The 23,444-nt window shown below is 62.7% G+C and carries 26 protein-coding genes; 6 read left to right on the top strand and 20 right to left on the bottom strand.

The genetic code is table 11. The features are described from left to right. The first annotated feature begins 185 nt into the window (after nucleotides 1-185). Both GJ699_RS04985 and GJ699_RS04990 read left to right on the top strand, forming a co-directional pair. Entirely contained in the window at nucleotides 186-1,079 is an 894-nt protein-coding gene (locus GJ699_RS04985) for an MBL fold metallo-hydrolase (protein ID WP_154373686.1), read from the top strand. Nucleotides 1,080-1,102: 23 nt separating this feature from the next. Next, nucleotides 1,103-3,427, top strand: coding sequence for a GspE/PulE family protein (locus GJ699_RS04990; RefSeq protein ID WP_154373688.1), 2,325 nt, complete (start codon nucleotides 1,103-1,105; stop codon nucleotides 3,425-3,427). On the opposite strand, the gene GJ699_RS04995 is transcribed toward GJ699_RS04990, so the two are convergent. The 14 genes from GJ699_RS04995 to GJ699_RS05060 form a co-directional block, all read right to left on the bottom strand. Then, on the bottom strand, nucleotides 3,310-3,885 hold the full coding sequence (locus GJ699_RS04995) for a hypothetical protein (protein WP_154373690.1): 576 nt from the start codon (nucleotides 3,883-3,885) through the stop codon (nucleotides 3,310-3,312). The two genes, GJ699_RS04990 and GJ699_RS04995, sit on opposite strands and share 118 nt — an antisense overlap. A 101-nt stretch (nucleotides 3,886-3,986) precedes the next feature. Next, nucleotides 3,987-4,913, bottom strand: coding sequence for an alpha/beta hydrolase (locus GJ699_RS05000; RefSeq protein WP_154373692.1), 927 nt, complete (start codon nucleotides 4,911-4,913; stop codon nucleotides 3,987-3,989). Continuing rightward, entirely contained in the window at nucleotides 4,910-5,374 is a 465-nt protein-coding gene (locus tag GJ699_RS05005; RefSeq protein ID WP_154373694.1) for a GNAT family N-acetyltransferase, read from the bottom strand. Before GJ699_RS05005 ends, GJ699_RS05000 begins: the two co-directional genes overlap by 4 nt. A gap of 7 nt (nucleotides 5,375-5,381) precedes the next feature. Continuing rightward, complete coding sequence (locus GJ699_RS05010) at nucleotides 5,382-6,233, bottom strand: metallophosphoesterase (protein WP_154373696.1); 852 nt, start codon at nucleotides 6,231-6,233, stop codon at nucleotides 5,382-5,384. Nucleotides 6,234-6,305: 72 nt separating this feature from the next. Then, the gene (locus tag GJ699_RS05015; RefSeq protein WP_154373698.1) at nucleotides 6,306-6,689 is read right to left on the bottom strand and encodes a hypothetical protein; all 384 of its coding nucleotides are present in this window, start codon (nucleotides 6,687-6,689) and stop codon (nucleotides 6,306-6,308) included. Further along, nucleotides 6,689-6,985 (bottom strand): ORF6N domain-containing protein, encoded by a 297-nt coding sequence (locus GJ699_RS05020; RefSeq protein WP_154373701.1) that lies wholly within the window; start codon nucleotides 6,983-6,985, stop codon nucleotides 6,689-6,691. The genes GJ699_RS05015 and GJ699_RS05020 overlap by 1 nt, the downstream gene beginning before the upstream one ends. Nucleotides 6,986-7,028: 43 nt before the next feature. Then, on the bottom strand, nucleotides 7,029-8,039 hold the full coding sequence (locus GJ699_RS05025; RefSeq protein ID WP_154373703.1) for an inorganic phosphate transporter: 1,011 nt from the start codon (nucleotides 8,037-8,039) through the stop codon (nucleotides 7,029-7,031). A 19-nt stretch (nucleotides 8,040-8,058) separates the two neighbouring features. Further along, a complete protein-coding gene (locus tag GJ699_RS05030) occupies nucleotides 8,059-8,685 on the bottom strand; it encodes a DUF47 domain-containing protein (RefSeq protein ID WP_154373705.1) in 627 nt (208 codons plus the stop codon). 64 nt (nucleotides 8,686-8,749) lie between these two features. Beyond that, nucleotides 8,750-10,135, bottom strand: a complete 1,386-nt coding sequence (locus GJ699_RS05035) for a replicative DNA helicase (protein WP_154373707.1) — start codon at nucleotides 10,133-10,135, stop codon at nucleotides 8,750-8,752. A 120-nt stretch (nucleotides 10,136-10,255) separates the two neighbouring features. Continuing rightward, nucleotides 10,256-10,708: a 50S ribosomal protein L9 gene (rplI, locus tag GJ699_RS05040; protein WP_154373710.1), complete on the bottom strand. Its 453-nt coding sequence runs from the start codon at nucleotides 10,706-10,708 to the stop codon at nucleotides 10,256-10,258. Nucleotides 10,709-10,735: 27 nt separating this feature from the next. Then, nucleotides 10,736-11,026 (bottom strand): 30S ribosomal protein S18, encoded by a 291-nt coding sequence (gene rpsR, locus GJ699_RS05045; protein ID WP_154373712.1) that lies wholly within the window; start codon nucleotides 11,024-11,026, stop codon nucleotides 10,736-10,738. A 15-nt stretch (nucleotides 11,027-11,041) separates the two neighbouring features. Next, complete coding sequence (gene priB / locus GJ699_RS05050) at nucleotides 11,042-11,347, bottom strand: primosomal replication protein N (RefSeq protein ID WP_154373714.1); 306 nt, start codon at nucleotides 11,345-11,347, stop codon at nucleotides 11,042-11,044. A gap of 21 nt (nucleotides 11,348-11,368) precedes the next feature. Further along, nucleotides 11,369-11,752 (bottom strand): 30S ribosomal protein S6, encoded by a 384-nt coding sequence (gene rpsF / locus GJ699_RS05055; protein ID WP_154373716.1) that lies wholly within the window; start codon nucleotides 11,750-11,752, stop codon nucleotides 11,369-11,371. Between the two features lie 128 nt (nucleotides 11,753-11,880). Next, nucleotides 11,881-12,501, bottom strand: a complete 621-nt coding sequence (locus tag GJ699_RS05060) for a TetR/AcrR family transcriptional regulator (RefSeq protein ID WP_154373718.1) — start codon at nucleotides 12,499-12,501, stop codon at nucleotides 11,881-11,883. Nucleotides 12,502-12,658: 157 nt separating this feature from the next. Between GJ699_RS05060 and GJ699_RS05065 the strand changes: the two genes are divergently transcribed. The 4 genes from GJ699_RS05065 to lexA all read left to right on the top strand — a co-directional run bounded on the left by GJ699_RS05065 (nucleotide 12,659) and on the right by lexA (nucleotide 17,422). Next, on the top strand, nucleotides 12,659-13,312 hold the full coding sequence (locus GJ699_RS05065) for a DUF3313 domain-containing protein (protein WP_154373720.1): 654 nt from the start codon (nucleotides 12,659-12,661) through the stop codon (nucleotides 13,310-13,312). 10 nt (nucleotides 13,313-13,322) lie between these two features. Further along, nucleotides 13,323-13,922, top strand: coding sequence for an outer membrane protein (locus tag GJ699_RS05070; RefSeq protein ID WP_154373722.1), 600 nt, complete (start codon nucleotides 13,323-13,325; stop codon nucleotides 13,920-13,922). 69 nt (nucleotides 13,923-13,991) lie between these two features. Continuing rightward, complete coding sequence (locus GJ699_RS05075; protein ID WP_229261947.1) at nucleotides 13,992-16,610, top strand: DUF5695 domain-containing protein; 2,619 nt, start codon at nucleotides 13,992-13,994, stop codon at nucleotides 16,608-16,610. 173 nt (nucleotides 16,611-16,783) lie between these two features. Beyond that, on the top strand, nucleotides 16,784-17,422 hold the full coding sequence (lexA, locus tag GJ699_RS05080; RefSeq protein ID WP_154373724.1) for a transcriptional repressor LexA: 639 nt from the start codon (nucleotides 16,784-16,786) through the stop codon (nucleotides 17,420-17,422). On the opposite strand, the gene GJ699_RS05085 is transcribed toward lexA, so the two are convergent. Genes GJ699_RS05085 through folC form a run of 6 tightly spaced genes read right to left on the bottom strand, consistent with a single transcriptional unit; the run spans nucleotide 17,349 to nucleotide 23,382 of the window. Further along, a complete protein-coding gene (locus GJ699_RS05085; RefSeq protein WP_195763461.1) occupies nucleotides 17,349-17,798 on the bottom strand; it encodes a hypothetical protein in 450 nt (149 codons plus the stop codon). The two genes, lexA and GJ699_RS05085, sit on opposite strands and share 74 nt — an antisense overlap. Before the next feature lie 4 nt (nucleotides 17,799-17,802). Beyond that, nucleotides 17,803-19,047 carry a cystathionine gamma-synthase family protein gene (locus GJ699_RS05090; protein WP_154373726.1) on the bottom strand — a complete coding sequence of 415 codons (1,245 nt, stop codon included), beginning with the start codon at nucleotides 19,045-19,047 and terminating at the stop codon, nucleotides 17,803-17,805. A 2-nt stretch (nucleotides 19,048-19,049) separates the two neighbouring features. Next, complete coding sequence (gene purF / locus GJ699_RS05095; protein WP_154373728.1) at nucleotides 19,050-20,576, bottom strand: amidophosphoribosyltransferase; 1,527 nt, start codon at nucleotides 20,574-20,576, stop codon at nucleotides 19,050-19,052. Nucleotides 20,577-20,614: 38 nt separating this feature from the next. After that, the gene (locus tag GJ699_RS05100) at nucleotides 20,615-21,103 is read right to left on the bottom strand and encodes a CvpA family protein (RefSeq protein WP_371867459.1); all 489 of its coding nucleotides are present in this window, start codon (nucleotides 21,101-21,103) and stop codon (nucleotides 20,615-20,617) included. A 1-nt stretch (nucleotide 21,104) separates the two neighbouring features. After that, nucleotides 21,105-22,070 carry an SPOR domain-containing protein gene (locus GJ699_RS05105; protein ID WP_154373730.1) on the bottom strand — a complete coding sequence of 322 codons (966 nt, stop codon included), beginning with the start codon at nucleotides 22,068-22,070 and terminating at the stop codon, nucleotides 21,105-21,107. Nucleotides 22,071-22,092: 22 nt separating this feature from the next. Then, nucleotides 22,093-23,382 carry a bifunctional tetrahydrofolate synthase/dihydrofolate synthase gene (gene folC / locus GJ699_RS05110; protein ID WP_154373732.1) on the bottom strand — a complete coding sequence of 430 codons (1,290 nt, stop codon included), beginning with the start codon at nucleotides 23,380-23,382 and terminating at the stop codon, nucleotides 22,093-22,095. Between the last annotated feature and the right edge of the window lie 62 nt (nucleotides 23,383-23,444).

Here is a 23,444-nt window from a genome sequence, read left to right on the forward strand (position 1 = left end):
CCGCTTGGACAGCGCGTACAGAACAGAGTGTAGCTGTAGCGCAAGCTGTTGTACATAAGGAAATCTACAGATGAAGTGTATCTGTGTCGTGTTTGTTTTGCCTGTGCAACGAAAAAAAAGATATCATCGGATGTAGGTAACGCGGCAACAAATAGCAAAATAAGAACGAACACCCAGGGAAAGCCATGAAATTCAAATTTTGGGGGGTGCGGGGATCGATTCCGTCCCCTGGTCCGCGAACGGCGCGCTACGGCGGCAATACCACCTGCATCGAGGTACGCACCGACAACGACACCCTGATCATCATAGACGGCGGCACCGGCCTGTTCGCGCTGGCGCAGTCGCTGATTCAGGACAAAAGCAAGCCGATCCACGCCAATATCTTCATCACCCACAGCCATTGGGACCATATCCATGGCCTGCCCTTCTTTACCCCGCTGTTCATCCGTGGCAGCCGGGTGCGCCTGCATGGCGTGACCGATCCGGACACCGGCAACGGCATCGAGCATGTGATGGGCGTGCAACTGCAAAACAGCTATTTCCCGGTCAGCGAAACCCAGATGGACGCCACCATCGAGTACCAGACGCTGGAAATCGGCCAACCGATCCAGGTTGGCGACGCCACCGTCGGCAACGTGGTGATGAACCACCCGGTGACCGACCTCGGGTATCGCATCGAATGTAACGGCAAGTCAGTGTTCTTCACCGGCGACCACGAGCCGCACTACAACATCCACCCGCCCGGCCACCTCGAGCACGACGCTTATGCGCGCTGGATGGACGAACGCAACGCCGCCATCGACGCCACCGTGCATGGCGTCGACGCGCTGATCGTCGACTGCTCCTACACCCGCGAAGAATATCCGGCCAAGCAGGGCTGGGGCCACGGCACCTTCGACTCGGCGTTCGCGCTGGCGCTGCGCACCGGCGCCAAGGCGCTATACTGCACTCACCACGAACCGACCCGCGGCGACGACGAACTGGAAGCCGTATTTGCCGACGTGATGGCGCGACATGCGCAGCAACTGGGCGACCTGCAGGTCTTCCTCGCTTACGAAGGCATGGAAGTGCAGCTGTGATGTAGACACCTAGCGGAGCGATCATGAATGACGCCAGCCCTCCCAGCATCCGTCCCACCGATGTCGATCTGCGGCTGGCGTTTTTTCAGAAGCTGCAGGCGGTCACCACCAAGATCCACGCCACCAGCAACCTCGATGAAATCATGCTCGATCTGGGCATGGAGTTCTGTGATCTGTTCAACTGCGAGCGCTTCACGCTGTACGCGATGGATCACCAGAAGGATTACATCGTCTCCAAGGTCAAGACCGGCCTGACCTCGTTCCGCGATCTGAAGCTGGCGGTGACGCCGGCCAGCATCGCCGGTTACGTGGCGCTGACGCGCAAGACCATCAACCTGGCGGACGTCTATGACCAGGCCGAACTGGCGCGCTACTCGCCCGAGCTGCGTTTCCAGCAGGGTGTGGACCAGCGCACCGGCTATCGCACCAAGCAAATGCTGGTGGCGCCGCTGATCGCGGTGCAGTCGCGCGAACTGCTGGGCGTGGTCCAGTTCATCAACAATCGCGACCGCGTGCCCTTCTCCGCGATAGCGGAGGATGGCGTGAAGGAGCTGTGCGAAACGCTGTCGGTGGCGTTTTCGCAGCGCCTCAAACCGCCGCAGATGGTGCGCACCAAGTACGACGGGCTGGTGACCGAAGCGGTGATCTCGGCGCAGGAGCTGGAACAGGCCACCCGGAACGCGCGCCAGCGGCAGGTGGAAATCGAGGAAGTGCTGATCGCGGACTACGAGATCAAGCCCGGCGTGATTGGCGCTTCGCTGGAAAAGCATTTCAGCGTGCCGTATGAACAGTTCCGCGCCGATCGCATCAAGCCGGTGGAGCTGCTGAAGAACCTCAAGCGCCAGTATGTGGAGGAAGCCGGCTGGCTGCCGCTGGAAGATGGCAAGGACGGCTTGCTGGTGGTGGCGCTGGACCCGGAACGCGTCGCACACACGCACATCGTCGAACAGATTTTTCCGCGCGCGAAACCGCTGCTCCGCGTCACCACGCAGCGCGAGTTCCGCCAGATGGTGGAACTGTTCTTCGGCCACGGCGACAATGCCAGCGTTGGCGATCTGCTGTCCGGCATGGAGGACGGCGACGACGGCGAGACCGAGGGCGATGTCTCGGAGGCGGTGGAGAATGAGCTGGTCAAGCTGCTCAACAAGATCATCGTCGACGCTTATCGCCAGGGCGTGTCCGACATCCACATCGAACCGCAGCCGGGCAAGGGCAAGACCGGGATCCGCTTCCGCAAGGATGGCTCGCTGGTGCCCTACATCGAAATCCCGGCCAGCTACCGCAGCGCGCTGGTGGCACGGGTGAAGATCATGTGCGACCTCGATATCTCCGAACGCCGCAAGCCGCAGGACGGCAAGATCAAATTCAAGAAATACGGGCCGCTGGATATCGAGCTGCGGGTAGTGACAATTCCATCGGCCGGCGGCGTCGAGGACATCGTGATGCGCATCCTGGCGGCCGGCGAACCTATCCCGCTGGACAAGCTGGGCGTGCTGCCGTTTAACCTGCAGCGGCTGAAGGCGACGGTGGGAAAACCGTATGGCCTGTTCTTCGTCTGCGGCCCCACCGGCTCCGGCAAGACCACCACGCTGCACTCGGTGCTGCACTATCTGAACCAGCCGGACACCAAGATCTGGACCGCCGAAGATCCGGTCGAGATCACGCAGAAGGGATTGCGGCAGGTGCAGGTCAACCGCAAGGCCGGACTGGATTTCGCCAGCGTGATGCGCGCCTTCCTGCGCGCCGATCCGGACATCATCATGGTGGGCGAGATGCGCGACAAGGAAACCGTCGCCATGGGCATCGAAGCCTCGCTGACCGGCCATCTGGTGTTCTCCACGCTGCACACCAACAGCGCGCCGGAATCCATTGTGCGGCTGCTGGACATGGGCATGGACCCGTTCAATTTTTCCGATGCGCTGCTGGGCATACTGGCGCAGCGGCTGGCCAAGCGCCTGTGCGGCAAGTGCAAGCAGGCGTATGAGCCGTCAGCCGAGGAGCTGGCGGCGCTGCTGGACGAGTACTGCGAGGAGCTACCGCCGGACGCGCATGCTGGCGCGGAGGCGGGGCTGCGGCAGCGCTATGCGGGCGATGGCGGCAAGTTCACGCTGTATCGCGCGGTCGGCTGCGACGAGTGCAACAAGGGCTACAAGGGGCGCGTTGGCCTGCACGAGCTGATGACGGGCTCCGACCAGGTCAAGAAGCTGCTGCAGGAGCACGCGCGCGTGGCTCAGCTACTGGCGGCGGCGCTGGAGGACGGCATGCTGACGTTGAAGATGGACGGCATCGAGAAGGTCTTCCTCGGAATTACCGACATCAAGATGGTGCGCGCGGTCTGCATCAAGTAGTCGCGCGGCTTGCGGCGGCGGTCGGCCAGTGCGCGCAGGCGCGCCAGTCCGGCCTTGAGGTTGAACGCGCGGCCGGCCAGCAAGGCATCCACCAGTTGGGTCGCCAGCGCCACCGACGGTGCGGCGGCGCTTTCTGCACTGTACGGCAGCACCAGCCGATAGCGCCCCGCCATGCGCGGCACCACGCCGACAAAGCCAAGCGTCACTTCATTCAGCGCTAGCCGGCGCAATTCGATGGCGGTTTGCTGCACCAGCTCGACCACGGCCGGCACCTGGTCGGCGCGCTTGCCAACCAGGCCGCGCAGGCGGCGCAGGCCGGGCAGGATCGCATCCAGGCGTTTTTGCAGTCGTAGCGTGGCTTGGTCCGAGACGGTGCCGATTTCCAGAATGCTGAGCAAACAGGGTTGGGTGGAATAGCGGTTGCCGCTGTCCAGATAACGTTGATCGATGATTTTCATGGACTGTATTGTCGTCCTTGATTGACGTGCACGTAAGCGGCGAGCGCCGCAAGGCGATGTGGGACTTGGCCTACACCTAACGTGCGCTTAAAGCGGCTGTGCTAGAGCAGGCGCGTGGCCAGCGCGGGATCGAGGCTGGTCAGGAAGCGTTCAACGGCGTCGGTGTAGGCGCCGGGCTGGCCCAGCGTCTGGTTGATCTGGCCATGGGTCTGGTCTTGCGGCAGCACCTGCACGCTGATGCCGAGTGCGCGCGCCTGGCTGGCGTAGGCGTCGGCTTGGGGGCAGGAGTCCTTGCGGCGCGACGAGCACACCAGCAGCAGCGGCTTGCCGCCGGCCTTGAGCTGAGCCAGCGGCGAGACTGTGCTCCAGTAGGCGGCATCGCTGCCGAAGGCTTGGTCATACAGCGGGAAGTGGCGCTGGTTCATCAGGCCCGGCACGTCCATCGCCGCGCTGTCCAGCGCCACGGTGCCCAGCCACGGCGCCGCGCCGTGCGCGCTGGCGGACGACGCCAATAGCGCCACCAGATGCGCGCCGGCCGAATGCCCCATCAATACAAACTTGCCGCTGTCGCCGCCCCACTCTGCGGCCCGCGCCTGCGCGGCGCTTAGCGCGCTGGCCACATCCTCGGCCTGGATCGCCACGCTGGCCGATGGCAGCATGCGGTAATTGATCGAGACCACGATGATGCCGCGCGTGGCCCAGCGCGCCACCTTGTTCTGCACCACCGGTGCGTTGGCCTTGTCGCCGACGCGCCAGGCGCCGCCATGGACCATGAAGATCACCGGCGCGCGCTCGGCGTGCGCCGGCAGGTAGACGTCGTAACGCTGACGCGGATCGTTGCCGTAAGACTGGTTGGCCAGCAGCCGCACGCCAGCCGGCAGCGCGCTTGCGGGGCCGGCTTCGCCCTCCTCCATGTCGTTCGCCGCGCGTTCGGCCATGCGTTCCGCGATGCGGTCGCGCAGCGGGCCGGCCGCGTGCGCCAGCAAGGGCGCCGTCAGTAGCACGGCCAACAGCGCGCGGCGCGTCATGGCAGCTGCTTTTCGAAGCACACCGCCAGCGGATTGCCGATGTACTTGCCGTAGTTGGGAATGCGGGTGTAGCCACGCGCCTCATAGAAATCGACGGCGCGGCGGTTCACCAGCCGCGTCTCCAGCCAGACCGCCTGATAGCCCAACGCGGTGGCCTCGGCTTCGAGGAAACGCAGCACCGCGCTGCCGACGCCGGTGGTGCCGTGGCGCGCGTACATGCGTTTGATTTCGGCCACGCCGGGTTGCAGCGGGCGCAAAGCGCCGCAGCCGACCGCCGTGCCGCTGTCGTCGCGCGCCACCACGAAGCAGGCGGCGGGGCCGATCACGTCAGCGGCGTCGAACGAAGCTTTGCCGCTGTCGCCGGTAATGGATTCCAGCGCGGTCGACAGCTCCTCCATCAGACGCAGGGAGTCAGCGGCCAGCGGGTCTTCCTTCTGCAGTTGGAGGGCGGAGGTGCTCATCCGTCTATTATTGCACAGTGCAGATCACCAGTTCCGGATCGGCATTGACGCGCAATGGAATGCCGCCGCAGCCAACGCCGCGGCTGACAATCAGATCGCCGTTGCCGTGCACCGGGTAGCGGCCGTAGTAGTAAGGCCGCGACAACGGCCCTCGCGGCATCACCAGCGGCGTGCCATCGCGCAGTGCGATCTGGCCGCCGTGGGTGTGGCCGGCAAAGCCGATGTCGTAGCGCTGCTTTTGCAGCGTCAGCAGGCCGTCGGGCGCGTGCATCAGCAGGATGCGCACAGCGGCTGCGCCGGCGAAGGTGGCGGCGGCGTCCGGCGCGCCAGCCCAGGGATCGTCCATGCCGCAGATCGACACCTGGTCGAATGGCGCCGCCAGCGTGACGGCGCGGTTGACCAGCATCTCGACACCGGCCTGCGCGAACAGCCTGGCGATCAGTTGATCGTCGGTGGACAGGTCGTGGTTGCCGAACACGGCGAACTTGCCCAGCGGCGGCGTCACGCCGGCCAGGCGCTCGCACAGCACGGCCGCATGGCTGGCGGGGCCGGTGATGTAGTCGCCGCCCAGCAGCAACACGTCCGGCCGCTCGCTGGCCAGATGAGCGCACAGGTCGTCGAAGATGGCTGGATGGGTGGACGGGCCGGCGTGGAAATCCGAGGCGAAGGCGATCGTCAGCGGCGCCGCCAGCCGGCGTTCGGGCGCCAGCGTCAGCGCGTGGCGGGTGACGCCCAGCTTGCCGTGCAGGCCGGCGCGATAACTCAGCTTGGCCACGCGACCGCCCAGCAACGCGACACCGAGACAAGTCTCGATGAAATGCTGACGGCGGGAATAGCGCTTGTTGCGAGGGGCGTGCATGGAGGACGTGCGGATGGCGAAGCCCGCCATGATAACCGAACTGGCGCCCCACCGGGCCGCCGGGTTGCCGGATTAGACGGTGGCGTCGACCAGTAACTCGGGTCGCAGCGCGCGGATGCGGAATTCGCTGAAGTAGCCGCCGGCTTCGGTGTAGCGCAGGTAGTGGCGGCCGCACTTCACGCAGCGCAGCAGGTGGCTGCGGTTGGCAGGATAGTAACGCGGCGCGATCGGCGCGTCGTCACTTTCGAGGCGGGTGCCAGCTGGGTGGTATTCGGCAAAAGTCGGTTCGGCAAACGGATCTTCCACCAGTGATGCCACTTCTTCGAACTGATCCAGCTCCAGCGTCAGCGGCACCTGCTGCCAGGCCAACAGATGCGCCTGGTCACAGCTGCACGGCGTGCTAACCGCCGCCGATGCCTGCGCCGCCTGCTCCAACCCCACAAAATCGATTGCCATTACTTGCTCCGTCCCTTCTTATCCTGATGAACCACAAATCCGATCGGCCGCGCGGTTGCCGCCATAATGGCACCGTGTTCGGTGAACGCCAACGGTATCTTACGCCTGCCACCCCATCTTGAAGTCGCAATTTGCGACTTCAAGATGCCGAGTTCATCAGCATTAAGCTCAAAAATAAAATCGACAGGAAAGCGCTCGCGATTGCGGCGCACCTGTTCGTTGAGTCGGCGCGCATCCACGCCGTAAAGCTCGGCTACATCAGAGTCCAGCAACACTTTCTGGCCGCGCAAGATCATGAGATCAGCGGGAACAAAAAAGGGAGCCGAAGCTCCCTTTGCATTACATGATGTGGTGTCCGACCCACCAGGCCAGCGCGGCCACGAAGGCCGAGGCGGGAATGGTGAAGATCCAGGCCCAGACGATGTTGCCGGCTACGCCCCAGCGCACCGCCGACATCTTCTGCGCCGAACCGACGCCGACGATCGCGCCGGTGATGGTGTGCGTGGTCGATACCGGCACGCCGAAGTGCGACGCCACCAGCAAGGTGATCGCGCCACCGCTCTCGGCGCAGAAACCGCCCACCGGCTTCAGCTTGGTGATCTTCTGGCCCATGGTCTTGACGATGCGCCAGCCGCCAAACAGCGTGCCGAACGAGATCGCGCCATAGCACGAAACGATCACCCACAGCGGCGGCTCGGCGCCACCGGCCGGCACCTGGCCCACCGCGATCAGCAGCATCCAGATAATGCCGATGGTTTTTTGCGCGTCATTGCCGCCGTGGCCCAGGCTGTACGAAGCGGCCGATACCAGTTGCAGGCGACGGAACCATTTGTCGACCCGGCGCGGCGTCGAGCGCACGAAGATCCACGACACGATCAGCATGATGATGGAGCCAAACACAAAGCCCATCAGCGGCGAAATGATGATCCACTGCACGGTCTTCCACAGGCCGCCACCGACCAGCGCGCCGGTGCCGGACTTGGCCACCGCAGCGCCCACCAGGCCGCCGATCAGCGCGTGCGACGACGACGATGGAATGCCGTAGTACCAGGTGAACAAATTCCACGCGATGGCGCCGACCAGCGCGCCAAAGATCACGTACTGGTCGACAATCCCGGGATCGATCGTCCCCTTGCCCACCGTGCCGGCCACGTGCAGGCCAACCACAAAGATCGCCACAAAGTTGAACAGCGCGGCCATGGCCACCGCCGTCTGCGGCTTCAGCACGCCGGTCGACACCACCGTGGCGATGGCGTTGGCGGCGTCGTGGAAGCCGTTCATGAAGTCAAATATCAGCGCCAGCCCGATCAGCAGGACCAGCACGTAGATACTGATTTGTATGGTATGCATGTTGAACTGTTCTTTTTAATTATGCGTTTTCAACGATGATACCTTCGATGATGTTGGCCACATCTTCGCAACGGTCGGTCACGGTTTCCAGAATTTCGTAGATGGCCTTCATCTTGATCAGATTGCGCACGTCCGGCTCATCGCGGAACAGCTTGGACATGGCGGCGCGCATCACGTGGTCGGCGTCCGATTCCAGGCGGTCGATCTCTTCGCAGATGGCGACGATCTGGCGCGAGTTGTCCATATTGTGCAGCAGCGCCACGGCGTCCTTGACCTTCTCGGCGCAGGCCAGCACCAGCTCGGCCAGGCGCTTGGCTTCCGGCGTCACCGAATGCAGATCGTACAGCGACACGGTCTGGGCCGCGTCTTCCAGCAGATCGAGGATGTCGTCCTGGCGCGTGATCAGCTTGTGGATGTCATCGCGGTCGATCGGGGTGATGAAGGTTTTGTGCAGCAGGTCGACGGTCTGGTAAGTGATCTTGTCGGCTTGCTTCTCGATGCCCTCGATCGCGTGCACGCGATTTTCCAGGTCATCGAAATTCGACATCAGGCCCACCATTTCTTTCGCGCCTTTGACACACAGCTCAGCATGCTGGTTAAACAGGTCAAAGAATTTGCCCTCGGTGGGCATCAAACGTCCAAACATATTTTTCTCCGTTTTATTACTACTGCAGATCGCCGGCCTGGTTGTGCCTGGCCGGCGTAAAGATTTAGTCGCCCTGGTAAGTTGCCAAATTACCGGAGTAATTGCCAAACTTGGTGTAGGCGCCGATCCAGGTCAGACGCACCGCGCCAATTGGACCGTTACGCTGCTTACCGATGATGATCTCAGCGGTTCCCTTATCCGGCGAGTCGGGATTGTAGACCTCGTCGCGATACAGGAAGATGATGACGTCCGCATCCTGCTCGATAGCGCCGGATTCGCGCAAGTCGGACATGACGGGACGTTTGTTGGGACGTTGCTCCAGCGAGCGGTTCAGCTGTGACAGCGCGATCACCGGGCAGCCCAGCTCCTTGGCCAGGCCTTTCAGCGAACGCGAAATCTCGGAAATCTCGGAGGCGCGGTTGTCGCCCGCCTTGGAACCCTGCATCAGCTGCAGGTAGTCGACGATGATCAGGCCGAGCTTGCCGCATTGACGCGCCAGCCGGCGCGCGCGGGCGCGCATCTCGATCGGATTCAGCGCCGGGGTTTCGTCGATGAACACCTGGGCGTCGTTCATTTTTTGAATCGCGTGCGTCAGGCGCGGCCAGTCCTCGTCGTTCAGACGGCCGGTGCGCAGGCGGTGCTGGTCGAGCTGGCCGACCGAACCCAGCATACGCATCGCCAGCTGGGCGCCGCCCATCTCCATCGAGAAGATGGCGACCGGCAGGCCGGCTTCGATCGCGACGTTTTCGCCGATATTCACAGAAAACGCGGTCTTGCCCATCGACGGACGGCCGGCCACAATCACCAGATCGCCGCCCTGCAGACCCGAGGTCATGCGGTCGAGATCGATGAAGCCGGTCGGCACGCCGGTGATTTCAGACTGGTTGTCGCGCGAGTACAGTTCGTCGATGCGCTCCACCACCTGGGTCAGCAGCGGCTGCACCGCCAGCCAGCCGGCGGCGCCACGCGCGCCCTGCTCGGCGATCGCGAAGATGCGCGACTCGGCCTCGTCCAGGATTTCCTTGGTTTCCTTGCCCTGCGGGCTGAACGCCTGACCGGAGATATCGTCGGCCACCGTGATCAGCTGGCGCAGCACCGAACGGTCGCGCACGATTTCGGCATAGCGGCGGATGTTGGCCGCCGACGGCGTGTTCTGCGCCATCGCGTTCAAATAGGCCAGGCCGCCGACTTCCTCGGCCTTGCCCAGCTGGGTCAGGTTCTCGAACACGGTGATGACGTCGGCCGGGCGCGAGCTGTTAATCATGCGCACGATCTGTTCGAAGATGATGCGGTGATCGTAGCGGTAGAAATCTTCCGGCTGCATCATGTCCGCAATGCGGTCGAACGAGGCGTTATCGCGCAACAGGCCACCGATGACAGACTGTTCTGCTTCGATGGAGTGCGGCGGGACGCGGAGCGAATCGACTTGCGGATCGGAGGGGGCGTTCATGGCGCGAATTATACCTGCTTGTGCCGGACTACAAAATTTATGACGAGAAAAAAGCCGGGCGAGCCCGGCTTTCTTCAAGGGTGTTGCAAAACTAGACGGGCGTTGCCGCCCGGTCCAGTCTTAGGCGGCTTCGCCTACAACGGCAACGGTCACTTCTACCACCACGTCGGTGTGCAGAGCAACGCTGACTGGGAACTCGCCCGTGGTCTTCAGCGGACCGGTAGGCAGGCGCACAGCGGCTTTTTCAACAGCGAAACCGGCTTTGGTCAGGGCTTCAGCGATGTCGAAGTTGGTTACCGAACCGAACAGACGGCCATCAACGCCGGCTTTCTGCGATACGGTCACGGTCATGCCGTTCAGTTTTTCGCCTTGGGCTTGAGCGGCAGCCAGTTTAGCGGCAGCAGCTTTTTCCAGTTCGGCGCGCTTGGCTTCGAATTCCGCGATAGCCGACGTGGTTGCACGACGGGCCATTTTTTGCGGGATCAGGAAGTTACGTGCGTAGCCGTCTTTAACTTTAACGACTTCACCCAGGTTGCCCAGGTTGACAACTTTTTCCAACAGAATGATTTGCATAGTTCTTCTCCAGTTACTCTGCCGCGATTAAGCGTTGTGCAGATCGGTGTACGGCAGCAGGGCCAGATAGCGAGCGCGTTTGATGGCGGTGTCAACTTGACGCTGGTAGTGCGCCTTGGTGCCGGTCAGACGTGCTGGCATGATTTTGCCGTTTTCCTGGACGAAGTCTTTCAGGGTGTCTACGTCTTTGTAGTCCACTTGCTCAACGTTTGCAGCGGTGAAGCGGCAGAACTTCTTACGTTTGAACAGTGGGTTTTGTTGCTTGCGCTTTTCTTTCAGCTTGAGCTTGTTTTTGTCGAACTTTTTACCGAATGCCATTTTAGGCTCCTGTATTTAAATTGAGCTGTCTGTGACAGCACTAAAATCAATGATGTGAAACACCAGGCTTTTGCTATTGCGGCTTTTCTTGTTGAGGAAACCGGTGAACTGATACAGCCCCGCCAGTGGCGCCTGATTAAACCGGCCTGAAATCTCGCCCGCAGCAACTGCGGACACGTCAAACTCGGTCAACCGGGCGATGCCCGCCTCCATCTGCTGCGATCGGTGCTGGAGTACCGCATTCACGATCGGCATGCCGGCCGGGGTGTAACGAATTGCATCCCGTTCGGCGATGAGGGCGATGAACTGAAGCTGGTTCAGCGCGATTCCTTCTCAGAACAATTAAGCGGCGGCTGGAGCTGCGGCTTGTGCTTCGGCGCGATGCGATTTCGCTGCATCTTCACGTTGTACCGACTTCATCATCGGCGAAGGAGCGGTTTCCGCTTTCTTCAGCTTGACGGTCAGGTGACGCAGCACGGCATCATTGAATTTGAATGCGGTTTCCAGCTCGACCAGGGTCTCGTTGTCGCACTCGATGTTCAGGCAGATGTAGTGAGCCTTGGCCAGTTTCTGGATCGAGTAAGCCATTTGACGGCGGCCCCAATCTTCCACGCGGTGCACAGCACCGCCGCGGGTCGTTACGGTGGTTTTGTAACGTTCGATCATGGCGGGCACTTGCTCGCTCTGGTCCGGATGGACGATAAATACGATTTCGTAGTGACGCATGTATAACTCCCTTAAGGACTTGATAAATAGCCCACCCTGGCGTCAAGACAGGTGTGGGAAGAGGTAAGCCCGCGACTATATCAGCTTTTTTGACAAAATGCCAGCCCGGCCCGCGCCAGCACTGGCGCTCACGGCGCTTTCAGCAACAGCCGGATCAGTTGGCGGTGGGTGGCGCGGGTCTTCTGGCGCTCGGTCTCGGCCACCTCGGGCGTAAAGATCAGCTTGCAGATCACGGCGTACAGCACCGGCGCCATGATGAAGCTGAAATTGTCGGTCAGCGGCGTTTTTTGCAGGGCGCCATCGGCCACGTATTGGTCGATCCGGGCCTGCTGCTCGCGGTGCGCCGGCAGCACCGTCTCGTCCTGCCAGCGACGGATCAGCTCCGGCACGCGGTGACTCTCGGAGATCAGCAGTTTCATGATCGACACCATTTGCGGCGTCATTTGCTCATATTGGTGGTCGATATAGGCGTCCAGCGCGTGCTCGACGCTGGCGCCGGCCGGCGGCAACTGCCAGGCGCCCAAGGCCGGCTGCAGCACATCCTTCAGCAGCGTCTCGAAAATCTCATCCTTGTTGGCAAAGTGCACATACAGATTCGCCTTCGACATCCCGGCCCGGGCGGCGATCTTGGAAATACTGGCGGCGTTGAAGCCCAGCGCGGTGAACTCGGTCAGCGCCGCGTCCAGGATCTGCTGACGCCGCACCTCGGTGGACAGGCGCACTCTCTTCTTGGCGGGGACATCCATCATGAACGATCGGTTAGTAAAAACCTTATCTTAGCCTCGAACACTAATGACCGATCGATCATTATCGTGTTAGGATGAATATGATCGATCGGTCATTAGCGGATTCCTCCGAGCGCACCGGTCGACCAAACGTATCTTCATCCACTCAAAGAGGACTATCTTGGCGACTCACCTCCCCCTCCCCGCCCTGCTGGGCTGCGCTGCCGTGGTGGCGCTGGCCGGTTGCGCCGGCACGCCGCCGGCGCGCTATGCCGACCTGCCGACTGCATCGCGGCTGCAACCCGACAGCGCGCCGACGCGGCCGTATTCCTACGCCGACACGGCGCGCTGGGACAACTACCAGGCCATCATCATCGAACCGGTGAGCATCTATCGCGGCGCCGACCACCAGTTCGGCGACTTGTCGGAACAGGACAAGCGCGAACTGGCGGCCGCGATGCAACAGCAATTCAGCCAGGCGCTGGGCAGCCGCTTCCACCTCAGCGACAGCGCCCGCCCCGGCACGCTGCGTCTGCGGCTGACCTTGACCGGCGCCAGCACCAATACCGCCGTGGTCTCCACCGTTACCCGCTTCGACCTGGTGGGCTTGCCGTACAACGCGGTGCAATCGTTGCGCGGCAAGGAAGGCATCTTCATGGGCTCGGTCAGCTATTCAGTCGCGGTGTATGACGCCATGGACGACCGGCTACTCAAGGCGTATCTGGCCCGGCAGTATCCGAACGCCATGAATGTGGGCGCCACCTTTGGCGCACTGAGCGCCGCCCGCACCGGGCTGGAAAAAGGCGCCGAAGAACTACTGACCCAACTGCAATAAGGAGCAAGCCATGAACAACAATTTCCTGCGCGGCGCCGCCGCACTCGCCGGCCTGAGCGCCTGTCTTGTGGCCGGTGCGGCCGAACCATGGAGCGGCTTCTACGGCGGCATCAACGCCGGTCGCGGCACCACCGACACCGACACCATCAATACGCGGCTGGGCAGCTTCAATGGCGACGGCAGCGGCGCGGTCGGCGGCATCCAGCTCGGCTACAACTACCGCCTCAGCCCGGCGTTTGTGATCGGCATAGAAAACAGCTTCGACGCCACCCGCATCGAAGCCGGCAATGCTGGCACGCTGTCGCCGCATCTCAAACTGCCACTGCTGGCGAGCGGCCGCATTCGTGGCGGTTCGCTGCTGCTGGATGAACGCCTGTTCCTGTACGGGACCGGCGGCGTGGCGTTCGGCCGGCTGGATGATGCCGGCGTGCGTACCGGCAAATACGGCTGGACCGCCGGCGCCGGCGCCGAATGGGCCTGGTCGCCGGTATTGAGCACGAATATCGAAGTGCTGGCTTACAACCTGTCCAAGGACTGGAGCAAGGACGACAACCTCGGCAGCGGCCTGAAATTCAAAACCATCACCTTCGGCATCAATTACCACTTCTGATGCCAGGCGCCGGATTGGACTCGCAAAAAGCTATCAATCAATCCGGCGCCCGATGCTACTATTGTCCGCATGAAAATATTTCCTGCTCTCCTAGTTCTCGCCTTCGCCCTCCCCGCCACCGCCGCCGACCAGGCTTACAGCACGCCGCAACTGTTGCTGGCCTTGCGTGGCGACACCCAAACACTGGCCAGGTTGACGCCAGTCAGCGATCCCAGCTTCGACTTTGTGCCCGGCACCCGCGCCGAGGAACGGCGCGGCAATGGCTATCACCACATCGGCGACCTGACGCTGCGCCTGCGCAGCGGCGATGGCGCCTGGCAGGAATACGACTCGGCGCGCGCCCGCAAGCCGGTACGCGTGCTGCCCGCCACCGGCGTGCTGGCGGCGGCCGACATCACGGCCACGCTGGGCACCGCCCTGCCGCTGACGGTGGAGCGACGCTGGCGCAAGTCCGGCGACGGACTGGCGCTGCAATTCACACTGATTAACCGCTCGTCGCGTGCGGTCGAAGTGGGCGGCCTGGGCATGCCCATGGTGTTCGACAACATCATCACCGACCGCACGCTGGAGCAGGCGCATGCGAGCGCCAGCTTTGCCGATCCCTACATCGGCCGCGACGCCGGCTATGTGCAGGTGACGCGCCTCAACGGCCACGGCCCCGTCTTGCTGGTGCTGCCGGAAAGCCGCACGCCGCTGGAAGCGTGGCGCCCGATCGAGGATGGCAGCAAGCGCGCCCAGACCGCCGAAGGCTTCTACGACTGGACCGTGGCCAGCAAAGCCTACGCCGAGAACGAATGGAAGAACGCCGGCCAACAGTGGAACGTGCCGACCAGCTTCACGCTCAAGCCCGGCGAGCGACGCACGGTGGGCGTTCGCTTCGTCACCGCGCCGGAGATCCGCGCGATTGAGCCAACACTAATCGCCGCGCGCCGCCCGGTCGCGATGGGCGTGCCCGGCTACGTGGTGCCGACCGATCTGGACGCAACGCTATTCCTGCACAGCCCGCAGAAAGTGGCCAGCATCAGCGCCGAACCGGCCAACGCACTGATCGCCACACCGGTGGCCGCACCCGACAGCGCCAAAGGCTGGCAGCGCTACACGATCAAGGCGCAGGGCTGGGGACCGGCGCGGCTGAGCATCACCTATGCCGACCACAGCGTACAAACCATCAGCTACTTCATCACCAAGCCGCTGGAGCAGACCATGGCCGACCTGGGCCGCTTCTCCACCACCCAGCAATGGTTTGACGACCACAACGACCCGTTCAAACGCGCGCCCTCGATCCTGACCTACGACCGCGAAGCCAACCGCATCGTCACCGGCGACACCCGCGTCTGGATCTCCGGCATGAGCGACGAAGGCGGTGGTGGCAGTTGGGTCGCCGCCATCATGAAGCAACTGGACAACCCGGACGCCGGCGAAGTCGCCAAACTGGAGCGCATGGTCAACGAAACCGTGGTCGGCAAGCTGCAAGTGGCAGACGGCCCGCAAGCCGGCGCCGTACGCAAGAGCCTGTTCTACTACGCCCCACAAGCCTTCCCGCAATACTACGATCCCAAGGCAGACTGGAAGAGCTGGACCTCGTGGTCACAGAAAGACGCCGCCGATCTCGGCCGCGCCTACAACTACCCGCACGTCGCCATCGGCCACTGGGTGCTGTACCGCCTGGCGCGCAACCACACCGGCCTGGTCAGCGCGCACGACTGGCGCTGGTATCTGCAGCACGCCTATCAGACCGTGGTCGCGATGGAGCGGGACGCACCCGAATACGCACAATTCGGCCTGATGGAAGGCGACGTCTTCGTCGACATCCTGAAAGACCTGCAACGCGAAGGCATGCAAACCGAAGCCGCCGACATGGAACGCATGATGAAACAGCGCGCCGATCACTGGCGCACACTGGCCTATCCATTCGGCAGCGAAATGGCCTGGGATTCGACCGGCCAGGCCGAGGTCTACGCCTGGATGCGTTACTTCGGCTACCAGAAACAGGCCGACATCACGCGCGAAGTCATCCTCGGCTACGACCCGACCATACCAAGCTGGGGCTACAACGGCAACGCCCGCCGCTACTGGGACTTCCTGTACGGCGGCAAAACCAAACGCATCGAACGCCAGATCCACCACTACGGCTCAACGCTGAACGCCGTGCCGCTGTTCGACGCCTACCGCGCCAACCCATCCGACCTGCACCTGCTGCGCGTCGCCTATGGCGGCCTGATGGGCGGCATCACCAACATCGACCAGCAAGGCTTCTCCTCGGCCGCGTTCCACTCGTGGCCGGACATGATGCGCTGGGACGCCTACAGCGGCGACTACGGCATGGGCTTCTACGGCCACGCCTACGCAACCGCCACCTACGTACTGAAGGACCCCACCTTCGGCTGGCTGGCGTTCGGCGCCAACCTGCAACAAGACAGCGACGGCGTACTCCACATCACCCCGAAAGACAGCGCCCGCAGCCGCCTGTTCATCGCCCCGACGCGCACCTGGATCACCCTGGAAGCCGGCAAAATCGCCAGCGCCGATTACGACCCGCGCAGCGGCGCCATCCAACTGCAGCTAGCAGCACGCACCCCCACCACGCCGACGGCCCGCATCATCGTCGAGCGCAACGGCAAGCCCCTGCCGCTGAGCCCAACCATACCGCTCAACACCACCCCAACCACGCTAACGATCCCGCAATAAACTCCGGGGTCAGGTCCATCATTTCTACACGAACTCAACCGCGATGCGGTTGAGTTCGTGTAGAAATGATGGACCTGACCCCGTTTTTTTTGATGAAAGGAAGAATTTCTCTTGCATTGGGAGCCATACTGTACAAAAATACAGACTGTCTATATCCACAGGCTACTGTACTCATGCTTAAGCTCACTGCACGCCAGGAACAAATCCTGAATCTGATTAAGGACGCGATCGAAAATACCGGCTTCCCGCCGACTCGCGCCGAGATCGCTAACGAATTGGGCTTCAAGTCCGCCAACGCGGCCGAGGAACATTTGCAGGCGCTGGCGCGCAAGGGGGCGATCGAGATCGCCGCCGGCACTTCGCGCGGCATCCGTTTGCTGGGCGTGCACGCCGAGCCGGCAACGCCGAAAGTGCCGGCCGCGCTGATGATGTCGCTGCCGCTGATCGGCCGTGTGGCCGCCGGTTCGCCTATCCTGGCGCAGGAAAATCTGGAGGCCAGCTATAGCGTCGATCCGGCCATGTTTGCCGCCAAACCGGATTACCTGCTGAAGGTGCGCGGCGAGTCGATGCGCGATGCCGGTATCATGGACGGCGATCTGCTGGCGGTGAAGAAAGTGGATAGCGCGAAGAATGGCCAGATCGTGGTGGCCCGCATCGGCAGCGAAGTGACCGTCAAGCGCTACCGCAAGACCGGTTCGCTGGTCGAGCTGCTGCCGGAAAATCCGGACTTCAAGATCATCAAGGTAGATCCGGAAGCGGATGAGTTTGCCCTGGAAGGCTTGGCCGTTGGTCTGATGCGGACCTGGCACTAAGTTTCTCCCCTCGCGCCTGCATGACCATCACGGCTTGCAGGCGTGCCTCCTGTGCGACCTGCACAAACACTTGATTCATCAATCTTTGCGCTGCGGCCAGTTCGGCGTCGGTCATGGCATCGGCCACCTCCGAGGGAATGCTGCGCCCGATCGGTAGCGCCGCCTGATAGTTGCTTCGGAAGCGTTGGTAGCAGTCCAACCAGGCAGCGCGTTCGGCCTCGGTCCGCACGGCGTCGGCGGCGCCGCAGTGGAAGTGCGACAGCGCGATGTCGGCGCCGTCGTAATGCCGCGTGTAGTAATCGATTTCGACACGGTGATCGCCGGCCTGGGCTGCGGATGCTGCAGCGAACAGGCCGGTGGCGATCAGCGCGCGCATGACGTCAGCAACCTTCCAGCGCGGTGCAGAAGTCGTCCAGCAGATCGTCGGTGTCTTCGATACCGACCGAAACGCGGATCAGCGATTCCGCGATCCCCATCGAGGCGCGGCGCTCGGCGCCCATCTCGTAGAAGATGGTGTGCGCGACCGGGATGATCAACGTGCGGTTGTCGCCCAGGTTGGACGCCGGAATCGCCAGCTTCAGGCGGTTCAGGAAGTCGAAGCAATCCAGCCCATCCTTCAGCTCAAAGCTCAGCAGCGAGCCGTGCGCGCGGAACAGCTCGGCGCTGATGCCGTGCTGCGGATGCGATTTCAGACCCGGATAGTAGACCGCAGCAACCCGTTCATCTTTCTCCAGCAACTCGGCCAGCGCCAGCGCGTTGGCAGTGGTGCGCTGCATGCGCAGTGCCAGCGTTTCGGCGCCGACCGCGATGTGGTGGGCCGCATCCGGCGCCAGCGAGGAGCCGAAGTCGCGCAGCGCCTTGGCGCGGATCTGTGCCAAGCCCCACTGCAGCGGCGCGGCCTTTTTGTAGTTCTCGTAGATGTTCGGGAACCTGGTCCAGTCGTAGGCGCCGGTGTCGGTGATGCTGCCGCCCAGCGCGTTGCCGTGGCCACCGATCGATTTGGTCAGCGCATTCACCACCAGGCCCGCGCCCACCGCTTTCGGCTGGAACAGGTAAGGCGTGGTCATGGTGTTGTCGACCACGTACAGGATGCCGCGCGCCTGGCACAGTTCACCAATGCGCTTCAGATCCGCCACTTGCGTGCGCGGATTGGCGATGGTCTCGACGAACACCACGCGGGTGTTGTCGGTGATCGCCGCTTCGACGTTGGCGACATCGGTGGCGTCAACAAACGATACGCCGATGCCCTGGGTCATGGCGGTCTGCCACAGGCTGTTGGTGTTACCGAACAGGAAGGACGACGACACCACGTGATCGCCAGCGCGCAGCAGCGCCTGCACCACGGCGCCAATCGCACCCATGCCGGTAGCGAAGCAGATGGTGCCGACACCCTGCTCCATCTTGTTGACCTTTTCTTCCAGCGCGGAGATGGTCGGGTTGCCTTGGCGGCCGTAGCGGAAGCCCGGCTCCTTGCCCTGGAACACCGAGGCCAGCTGGCGCGCGTCGGCGTAGCCGAAGGCGACCGAGGTGTGGATCGGCTTGTGCAGCGAGCCGTGCTCGATGCCCTTCTGGCGGTCGCCGTGCAAAATGGTGGTGGTGAAACCGTAGTGCTTTTTCTCGGTCATGATTACGCTTCGCTGGCGGCCAGGTTCAGATTCAGCTGCGAACGGCCGGCATCTTCCGGCGCCGCCGCCTTGGTCGGGTGGTGACGCTCGTATTCCAGTTTATCCAGATACTCGCGGGTCACATCGCCAGTCACATACACGCCGTCAAAGCACGACGCTTCGAAGTTCTGCAGCGCCGGGTTGACGTCGGAGATGGCACGCTTCAGCGCGTCCAGATCCTGGTACACCAGCGCGTCGGCGGTGATTTCGCGGCACACTTCTTCCACGGTGCGGCCGTGGGCGATCAGCTCGTCGCGGGTCGGCATGTCGATGCCGTACACGTTCGGGTAGATCACCGGCGGCGCGGCCGAGGCGAAGATCACTTTCTTGGCGCCGGAATCGCGCGCCATCTGCACGATCTCGCGGCTGGTGGTGCCGCGCACGATGGAGTCGTCCACCAGCAGCACTACTTTGTCCTTGAATTCGTCCGGAATCGCATTCAGCTTCTGGCGTACCGATTTCTTGCGCGCGGCCTGGCCCGGCATGATGAAGGTACGGCCGATGTAGCGATTCTTGATGAAGCCTTCGCGGTATTCTTTTTTCAGCGTCAGCGCCAGCTGAATCGCGGCTGGACGCGACGAGTCCGGAATCGGCATGACGACATCGATGTCATCGGCCAGGCCCAGGCGTTTGATTTTCTCGGCCAGGTATTCGCCCATTTTCAGGCGGGTGTTGTACACCGAGGCGCCATCGATCACCGAGTCCGGACGCGCCAGGTAGACGTATTCGAACACGCATGGGTTCAGCGATGGATTGTCGGCGCACTGGCGCGAATGCAGTTGCTTGTCGTTGTCGATGAAGATCGCCTCGCCTGGCGCGATGTCGCGCACGAAGCGGAAGCCCATGCCTTCCAGCGCCACCGATTCCGAGGCGATCAGGTATTCGGTGCCTTCCGGGGTTTCATTGATGCCCAGGCACAGCGGACGGATACCGAACGGATCGCGGAACGCCAGCAGGCCGACACCGGCGATCTGCGCCACGGCGGCATAACCGCCGCGTACCCGGCGGTGCAACACTGCCACGGCCTGGAAGATGGTGTCGGCGTCGATCGAGATGTCGACGGTGGCTTTCTGGATTTCGTGCGCCAGCACGTTCAACAGCACTTCCGAATCGGAATCGGTGTTGATGTGGCGACGGTCATTGATGAACATCTCTTTCTTGAGCTGTTCCCAGTTGGTCAGGTTGCCGTTGTGCGCCAGCGTGATGCCGAACGGTGCGTTGACGTAGAACGGCTGCGCTTCTTCCTCGCTGGACGAGCCGGCGGTCGGATAACGGCAGTGGCCGATACCGGAGTTACCCTGCAGGGTACGCATATTACGGGTACGGAAGACGTCGCGCACCAGGCCATTGGCCTTGTGCATGGCGAACATGCTGCTGTGATTGGTCGCGATCCCGGCCGCATCCTGGCCGCGATGCTGCAGCAGCAGCAAGGCGTCATACAGCATTTGGTTGACAGGTTGATGGGAAACGACGCCGACAATGCCACACATGATGGTGCTCCTGAACAGGTACTACAGATTTAACGAATTCAAAAATTCACATGCTGCGCCATCGCAGCGGGAAGATACTGTTTGACCGTGCGCGCGCCCTGCTCTGCATACGGACTCAATACAGCATGCTTCCAAAAATCCTGTTGCGGCAGCGAGGTCATCCCACTCAAGATGACGGCTGCCAACACAATTACAAGCCCGCGCGCCAAACCGAACACGGCGCCCAGCGAGCGGTCGATCCAGCTCAGGCCGCCCGCTTCCAGCAAGGCGTCCAGCGCCAGCGACAGCAGGCCCATTAAAATCCGCGCACCGATGAACAGTGCGATAAAGGCGATAATCAGGCGCAGCACCTCGCCCGGTATCGCCTCCGGCAGCATCTGCGCCAGCGGCAGTGCATAGGCGTTGGCGACCACAAACGCCACCACCCAGCTCAATAGCGACAACACTTCGCTGACCAGGCCGCGCACCACGCCGATGATGATCGACGCCACCAGCACGAAGATCACCAGGTAGTCGAAGATCGTCACGTCAGACGGTTTCCAGGCGGCCTTCCAGGCCCATGCTGCTCAACTTCGCTTTCACCTTCTCGGCTTCTTCCTTGCTGCTGAACGGTCCGACCCGCACGCGGGTGATGCCGGACGGGGTTTTCTGCGTGAAGGAGCTGATGCCGGCGTTTTTCAGTTTGGCGCGCAATTCGTCGGCCTTGGCCTGGTCGCTCAGCGCGGCCACCTGCAGCACGAATTTCTCGGCCGTGGCGGGCTTGCCTTCGAGGATGGCCAGCGCGCGCGCGTCTTCCGATTTGGCGACTGGCTTCTCAGCCACTTTCTCAGCGGGCTTCTCGACCGGTTTCTCGGCGGCTTTGGCGGCCTTGGCTTCGGCCAGCTTGCGTTCGGCTTCCTGCTTGTCGGCTTTCAGCTTGGCTTCGGCCTTGGCATCAGCCTGCTTGCGTTCCTGTTCCCTTTGTTCGCGCTCGGCCTTGGCTTGGGCCTTGGCCTCCGCGTCCTGCTTGCTGGTGTCGACCGCTGCCACCACCGGCGCCGCGACGGCGGCGACTGGCGCCGGAGCCGCAGCCGACTTGGCGGCCGGCTTCACGTCGTCGACCAGCTCTTCCCGGCTGTCCAGCGCGGCGGCGGCTGGCGCCTGCGCGACCGGTTCGGCGGCGCGGGCGGACGGCTTGTCTTTTGATGGGATTTTGATATCAATGTCGGACGACAGCGGCTTGGGCTCGGAATCCAGCAGCATCGGCAGGCCGACCGCGACCAGCAGCGCCAGCATGATGGCCCCCACCAGGCGGCGACGCGCGCGTTTCTTTTCCGGCAACACCGGGTCGTCCTCTTCGCGCTCGCGCGCGCGGCGTTTCGGACCATCGGCCGAGGACGCGCGCTTGGCGCGGGCGCGCTCCGACATCGCCTGGTCGTCTGCGCTGGTGTAATAACCGCTGTCTTGACCAGCGGTGTCTTGCTTGTTTTTACCGAGTTTCGAGAACAAGCCCATGCGTGCGTTCAGTCCTGTGGATTCAATGGAGTGAGGATTTTCGCGCTGCCATGACACCGGCAACGGTCAGGAAAGATCCAAAGACCACAATTCTATCATCCTCACCGGCCCGGCTGATGGCATTTGCGTACGCGGCGGCCGGATCATCGAACACATTGATGGTGCGCTCATCGCGCTCCGGTTGCACGATTTGCACCTTGGCGGCCAGTTCCGAGGCGCTGGCCGAACGCGGCGACGGCAGCGTGGCCAGGCACCAGTGGTCGACGTGCTCGGACATGGCGGCGATCACGCCATCGATATCCTTGTCGTGCATGGAGCCAAACACGGCGTAGGTGTAGCGGTGGAAGCCCATATTGCCCAGGTTCTGATTCAGTGCCGCGGCGGCGTGTGGGTTGTGCGCGACGTCGAGGATAATGGTCGGACGGCCCGGCAGCACCTGGAAGCGGCCCGGCAATTCCACCGTCACCAGGCCGGTACGCACTTCCTGCGCGCCCACCGGCAGTTGCAGCTTGAGCGCTTCCAGCGCGGCCAGCGCGGCGCAGGCGTTGAGAATCTGGTTGGCTCCGCGCAAGCTCGGGTAGGCTAGCGAATTGCGGCGCTGACCACGGCCGCCGTAGCTCCACTGCTGCTTGTCGCCGGAGTAGTTGAAGTCACGGCCCATCAGCCACAGGTCGGCGCCGATGGCTTCGGCGTGATCGATCAGTGCTTGCGGCGGCACTGGATCGGAGCAGATCGCGGTTTTGCCGGCGCGGAAGATGCCGGCTTTCTCGAAGCCGATCTTTTCACGGGTATCACCCAGGTAATCGGTGTGGTCGATATCGACGCTGGTGACGATGGAAACGTCGGCATCAACGATGTTGACCGCGTCCAGGCGGCCGCCCAGGCCCACTTCCAGGATCACCACGTCCATGCCGGCTTCCGACAGCAGTTTCATGATGGCCAGCGTGGTGAATTCAAAATAGGTCAGCGAGGTGTCGCCACGCGCCGCCTCGACGGCATTGAAGGCGGCCACCAGCGTTTCGTCGCTGGCCATGTCGCCGTTGATGCGGGCACGCTCGTTGAAGTCGAGGAAATGCGGCTTGATGTACAGGCCGACCTTGTAGCCGGCGCCCATCAGGATCGATTCCAGCATCGAGCAGGTCGAGCCCTTGCCGTTGGTGCCGGCCACCATGATGACCGGGCAGCTGAAGCTCAGTTGCAAGCGTTCCTTGACGGCGAGAACGCGGTCCAGGCCCATGTTGATGACGGTTTCGGCGTGGCGCGATTCGAGCAGCGCAAGCCAGGCGGGCAAAGTAGTTGGGAGGTTCGACATGATGTGACTCTGAAATGAAAAACGGCGCGCAGGCCGGATGATATCCGATTGCGCGCCGTAGC

This window comes from Duganella guangzhouensis (assembly GCF_009674535.1).
GTDB classification, from domain to species: domain Bacteria; phylum Pseudomonadota; class Gammaproteobacteria; order Burkholderiales; family Burkholderiaceae_D; genus Rugamonas; species Rugamonas guangzhouensis.

Excerpts from the sequence above, each read along its gene's own strand:
- GJ699_RS04985 (WP_154373686.1), top strand. The coding sequence starts at position 186 with ATGAAATTCAAATTTTGGGGGGTGCGGGGATCGATTCCGTCCCCTGGT.
- GJ699_RS04990 (WP_154373688.1), top strand. The coding sequence starts at position 1,103 with ATGAATGACGCCAGCCCTCCCAGCATCCGTCCCACCGATGTCGATCTG.
- GJ699_RS04995 (WP_154373690.1), bottom strand. The coding sequence starts at position 3,885 with ATGAAAATCATCGATCAACGTTATCTGGACAGCGGCAACCGCTATTCC.
- GJ699_RS05000 (WP_154373692.1), bottom strand. The coding sequence starts at position 4,913 with ATGACGCGCCGCGCGCTGTTGGCCGTGCTACTGACGGCGCCCTTGCTG.
- GJ699_RS05005 (WP_154373694.1), bottom strand. The coding sequence starts at position 5,374 with ATGAGCACCTCCGCCCTCCAACTGCAGAAGGAAGACCCGCTGGCCGCT.
- GJ699_RS05010 (WP_154373696.1), bottom strand. The coding sequence starts at position 6,233 with ATGCACGCCCCTCGCAACAAGCGCTATTCCCGCCGTCAGCATTTCATC.
- GJ699_RS05015 (WP_154373698.1), bottom strand. The coding sequence starts at position 6,689 with ATGGCAATCGATTTTGTGGGGTTGGAGCAGGCGGCGCAGGCATCGGCG.
- GJ699_RS05020 (WP_154373701.1), bottom strand. The coding sequence starts at position 6,985 with ATGATCTTGCGCGGCCAGAAAGTGTTGCTGGACTCTGATGTAGCCGAG.
- GJ699_RS05025 (WP_154373703.1), bottom strand. The coding sequence starts at position 8,039 with ATGCATACCATACAAATCAGTATCTACGTGCTGGTCCTGCTGATCGGG.
- GJ699_RS05030 (WP_154373705.1), bottom strand. The coding sequence starts at position 8,685 with ATGTTTGGACGTTTGATGCCCACCGAGGGCAAATTCTTTGACCTGTTT.
- GJ699_RS05035 (WP_154373707.1), bottom strand. The coding sequence starts at position 10,135 with ATGAACGCCCCCTCCGATCCGCAAGTCGATTCGCTCCGCGTCCCGCCG.
- rplI (WP_154373710.1), bottom strand. The coding sequence starts at position 10,708 with ATGCAAATCATTCTGTTGGAAAAAGTTGTCAACCTGGGCAACCTGGGT.
- rpsR (WP_154373712.1), bottom strand. The coding sequence starts at position 11,026 with ATGGCATTCGGTAAAAAGTTCGACAAAAACAAGCTCAAGCTGAAAGAA.
- rpsF (WP_154373716.1), bottom strand. The coding sequence starts at position 11,752 with ATGCGTCACTACGAAATCGTATTTATCGTCCATCCGGACCAGAGCGAG.
- GJ699_RS05060 (WP_154373718.1), bottom strand. The coding sequence starts at position 12,501 with ATGATGGATGTCCCCGCCAAGAAGAGAGTGCGCCTGTCCACCGAGGTG.
- GJ699_RS05070 (WP_154373722.1), top strand. The coding sequence starts at position 13,323 with ATGAACAACAATTTCCTGCGCGGCGCCGCCGCACTCGCCGGCCTGAGC.
- GJ699_RS05075 (WP_229261947.1), top strand. The coding sequence starts at position 13,992 with ATGAAAATATTTCCTGCTCTCCTAGTTCTCGCCTTCGCCCTCCCCGCC.
- lexA (WP_154373724.1), top strand. The coding sequence starts at position 16,784 with ATGCTTAAGCTCACTGCACGCCAGGAACAAATCCTGAATCTGATTAAG.
- GJ699_RS05085 (WP_195763461.1), bottom strand. The coding sequence starts at position 17,798 with ATGCGCGCGCTGATCGCCACCGGCCTGTTCGCTGCAGCATCCGCAGCC.
- GJ699_RS05090 (WP_154373726.1), bottom strand. The coding sequence starts at position 19,047 with ATGACCGAGAAAAAGCACTACGGTTTCACCACCACCATTTTGCACGGC.
- purF (WP_154373728.1), bottom strand. The coding sequence starts at position 20,576 with ATGTGTGGCATTGTCGGCGTCGTTTCCCATCAACCTGTCAACCAAATG.
- GJ699_RS05105 (WP_154373730.1), bottom strand. The coding sequence starts at position 22,070 with ATGGGCTTGTTCTCGAAACTCGGTAAAAACAAGCAAGACACCGCTGGT.
- folC (WP_154373732.1), bottom strand. The coding sequence starts at position 23,382 with ATGTCGAACCTCCCAACTACTTTGCCCGCCTGGCTTGCGCTGCTCGAA.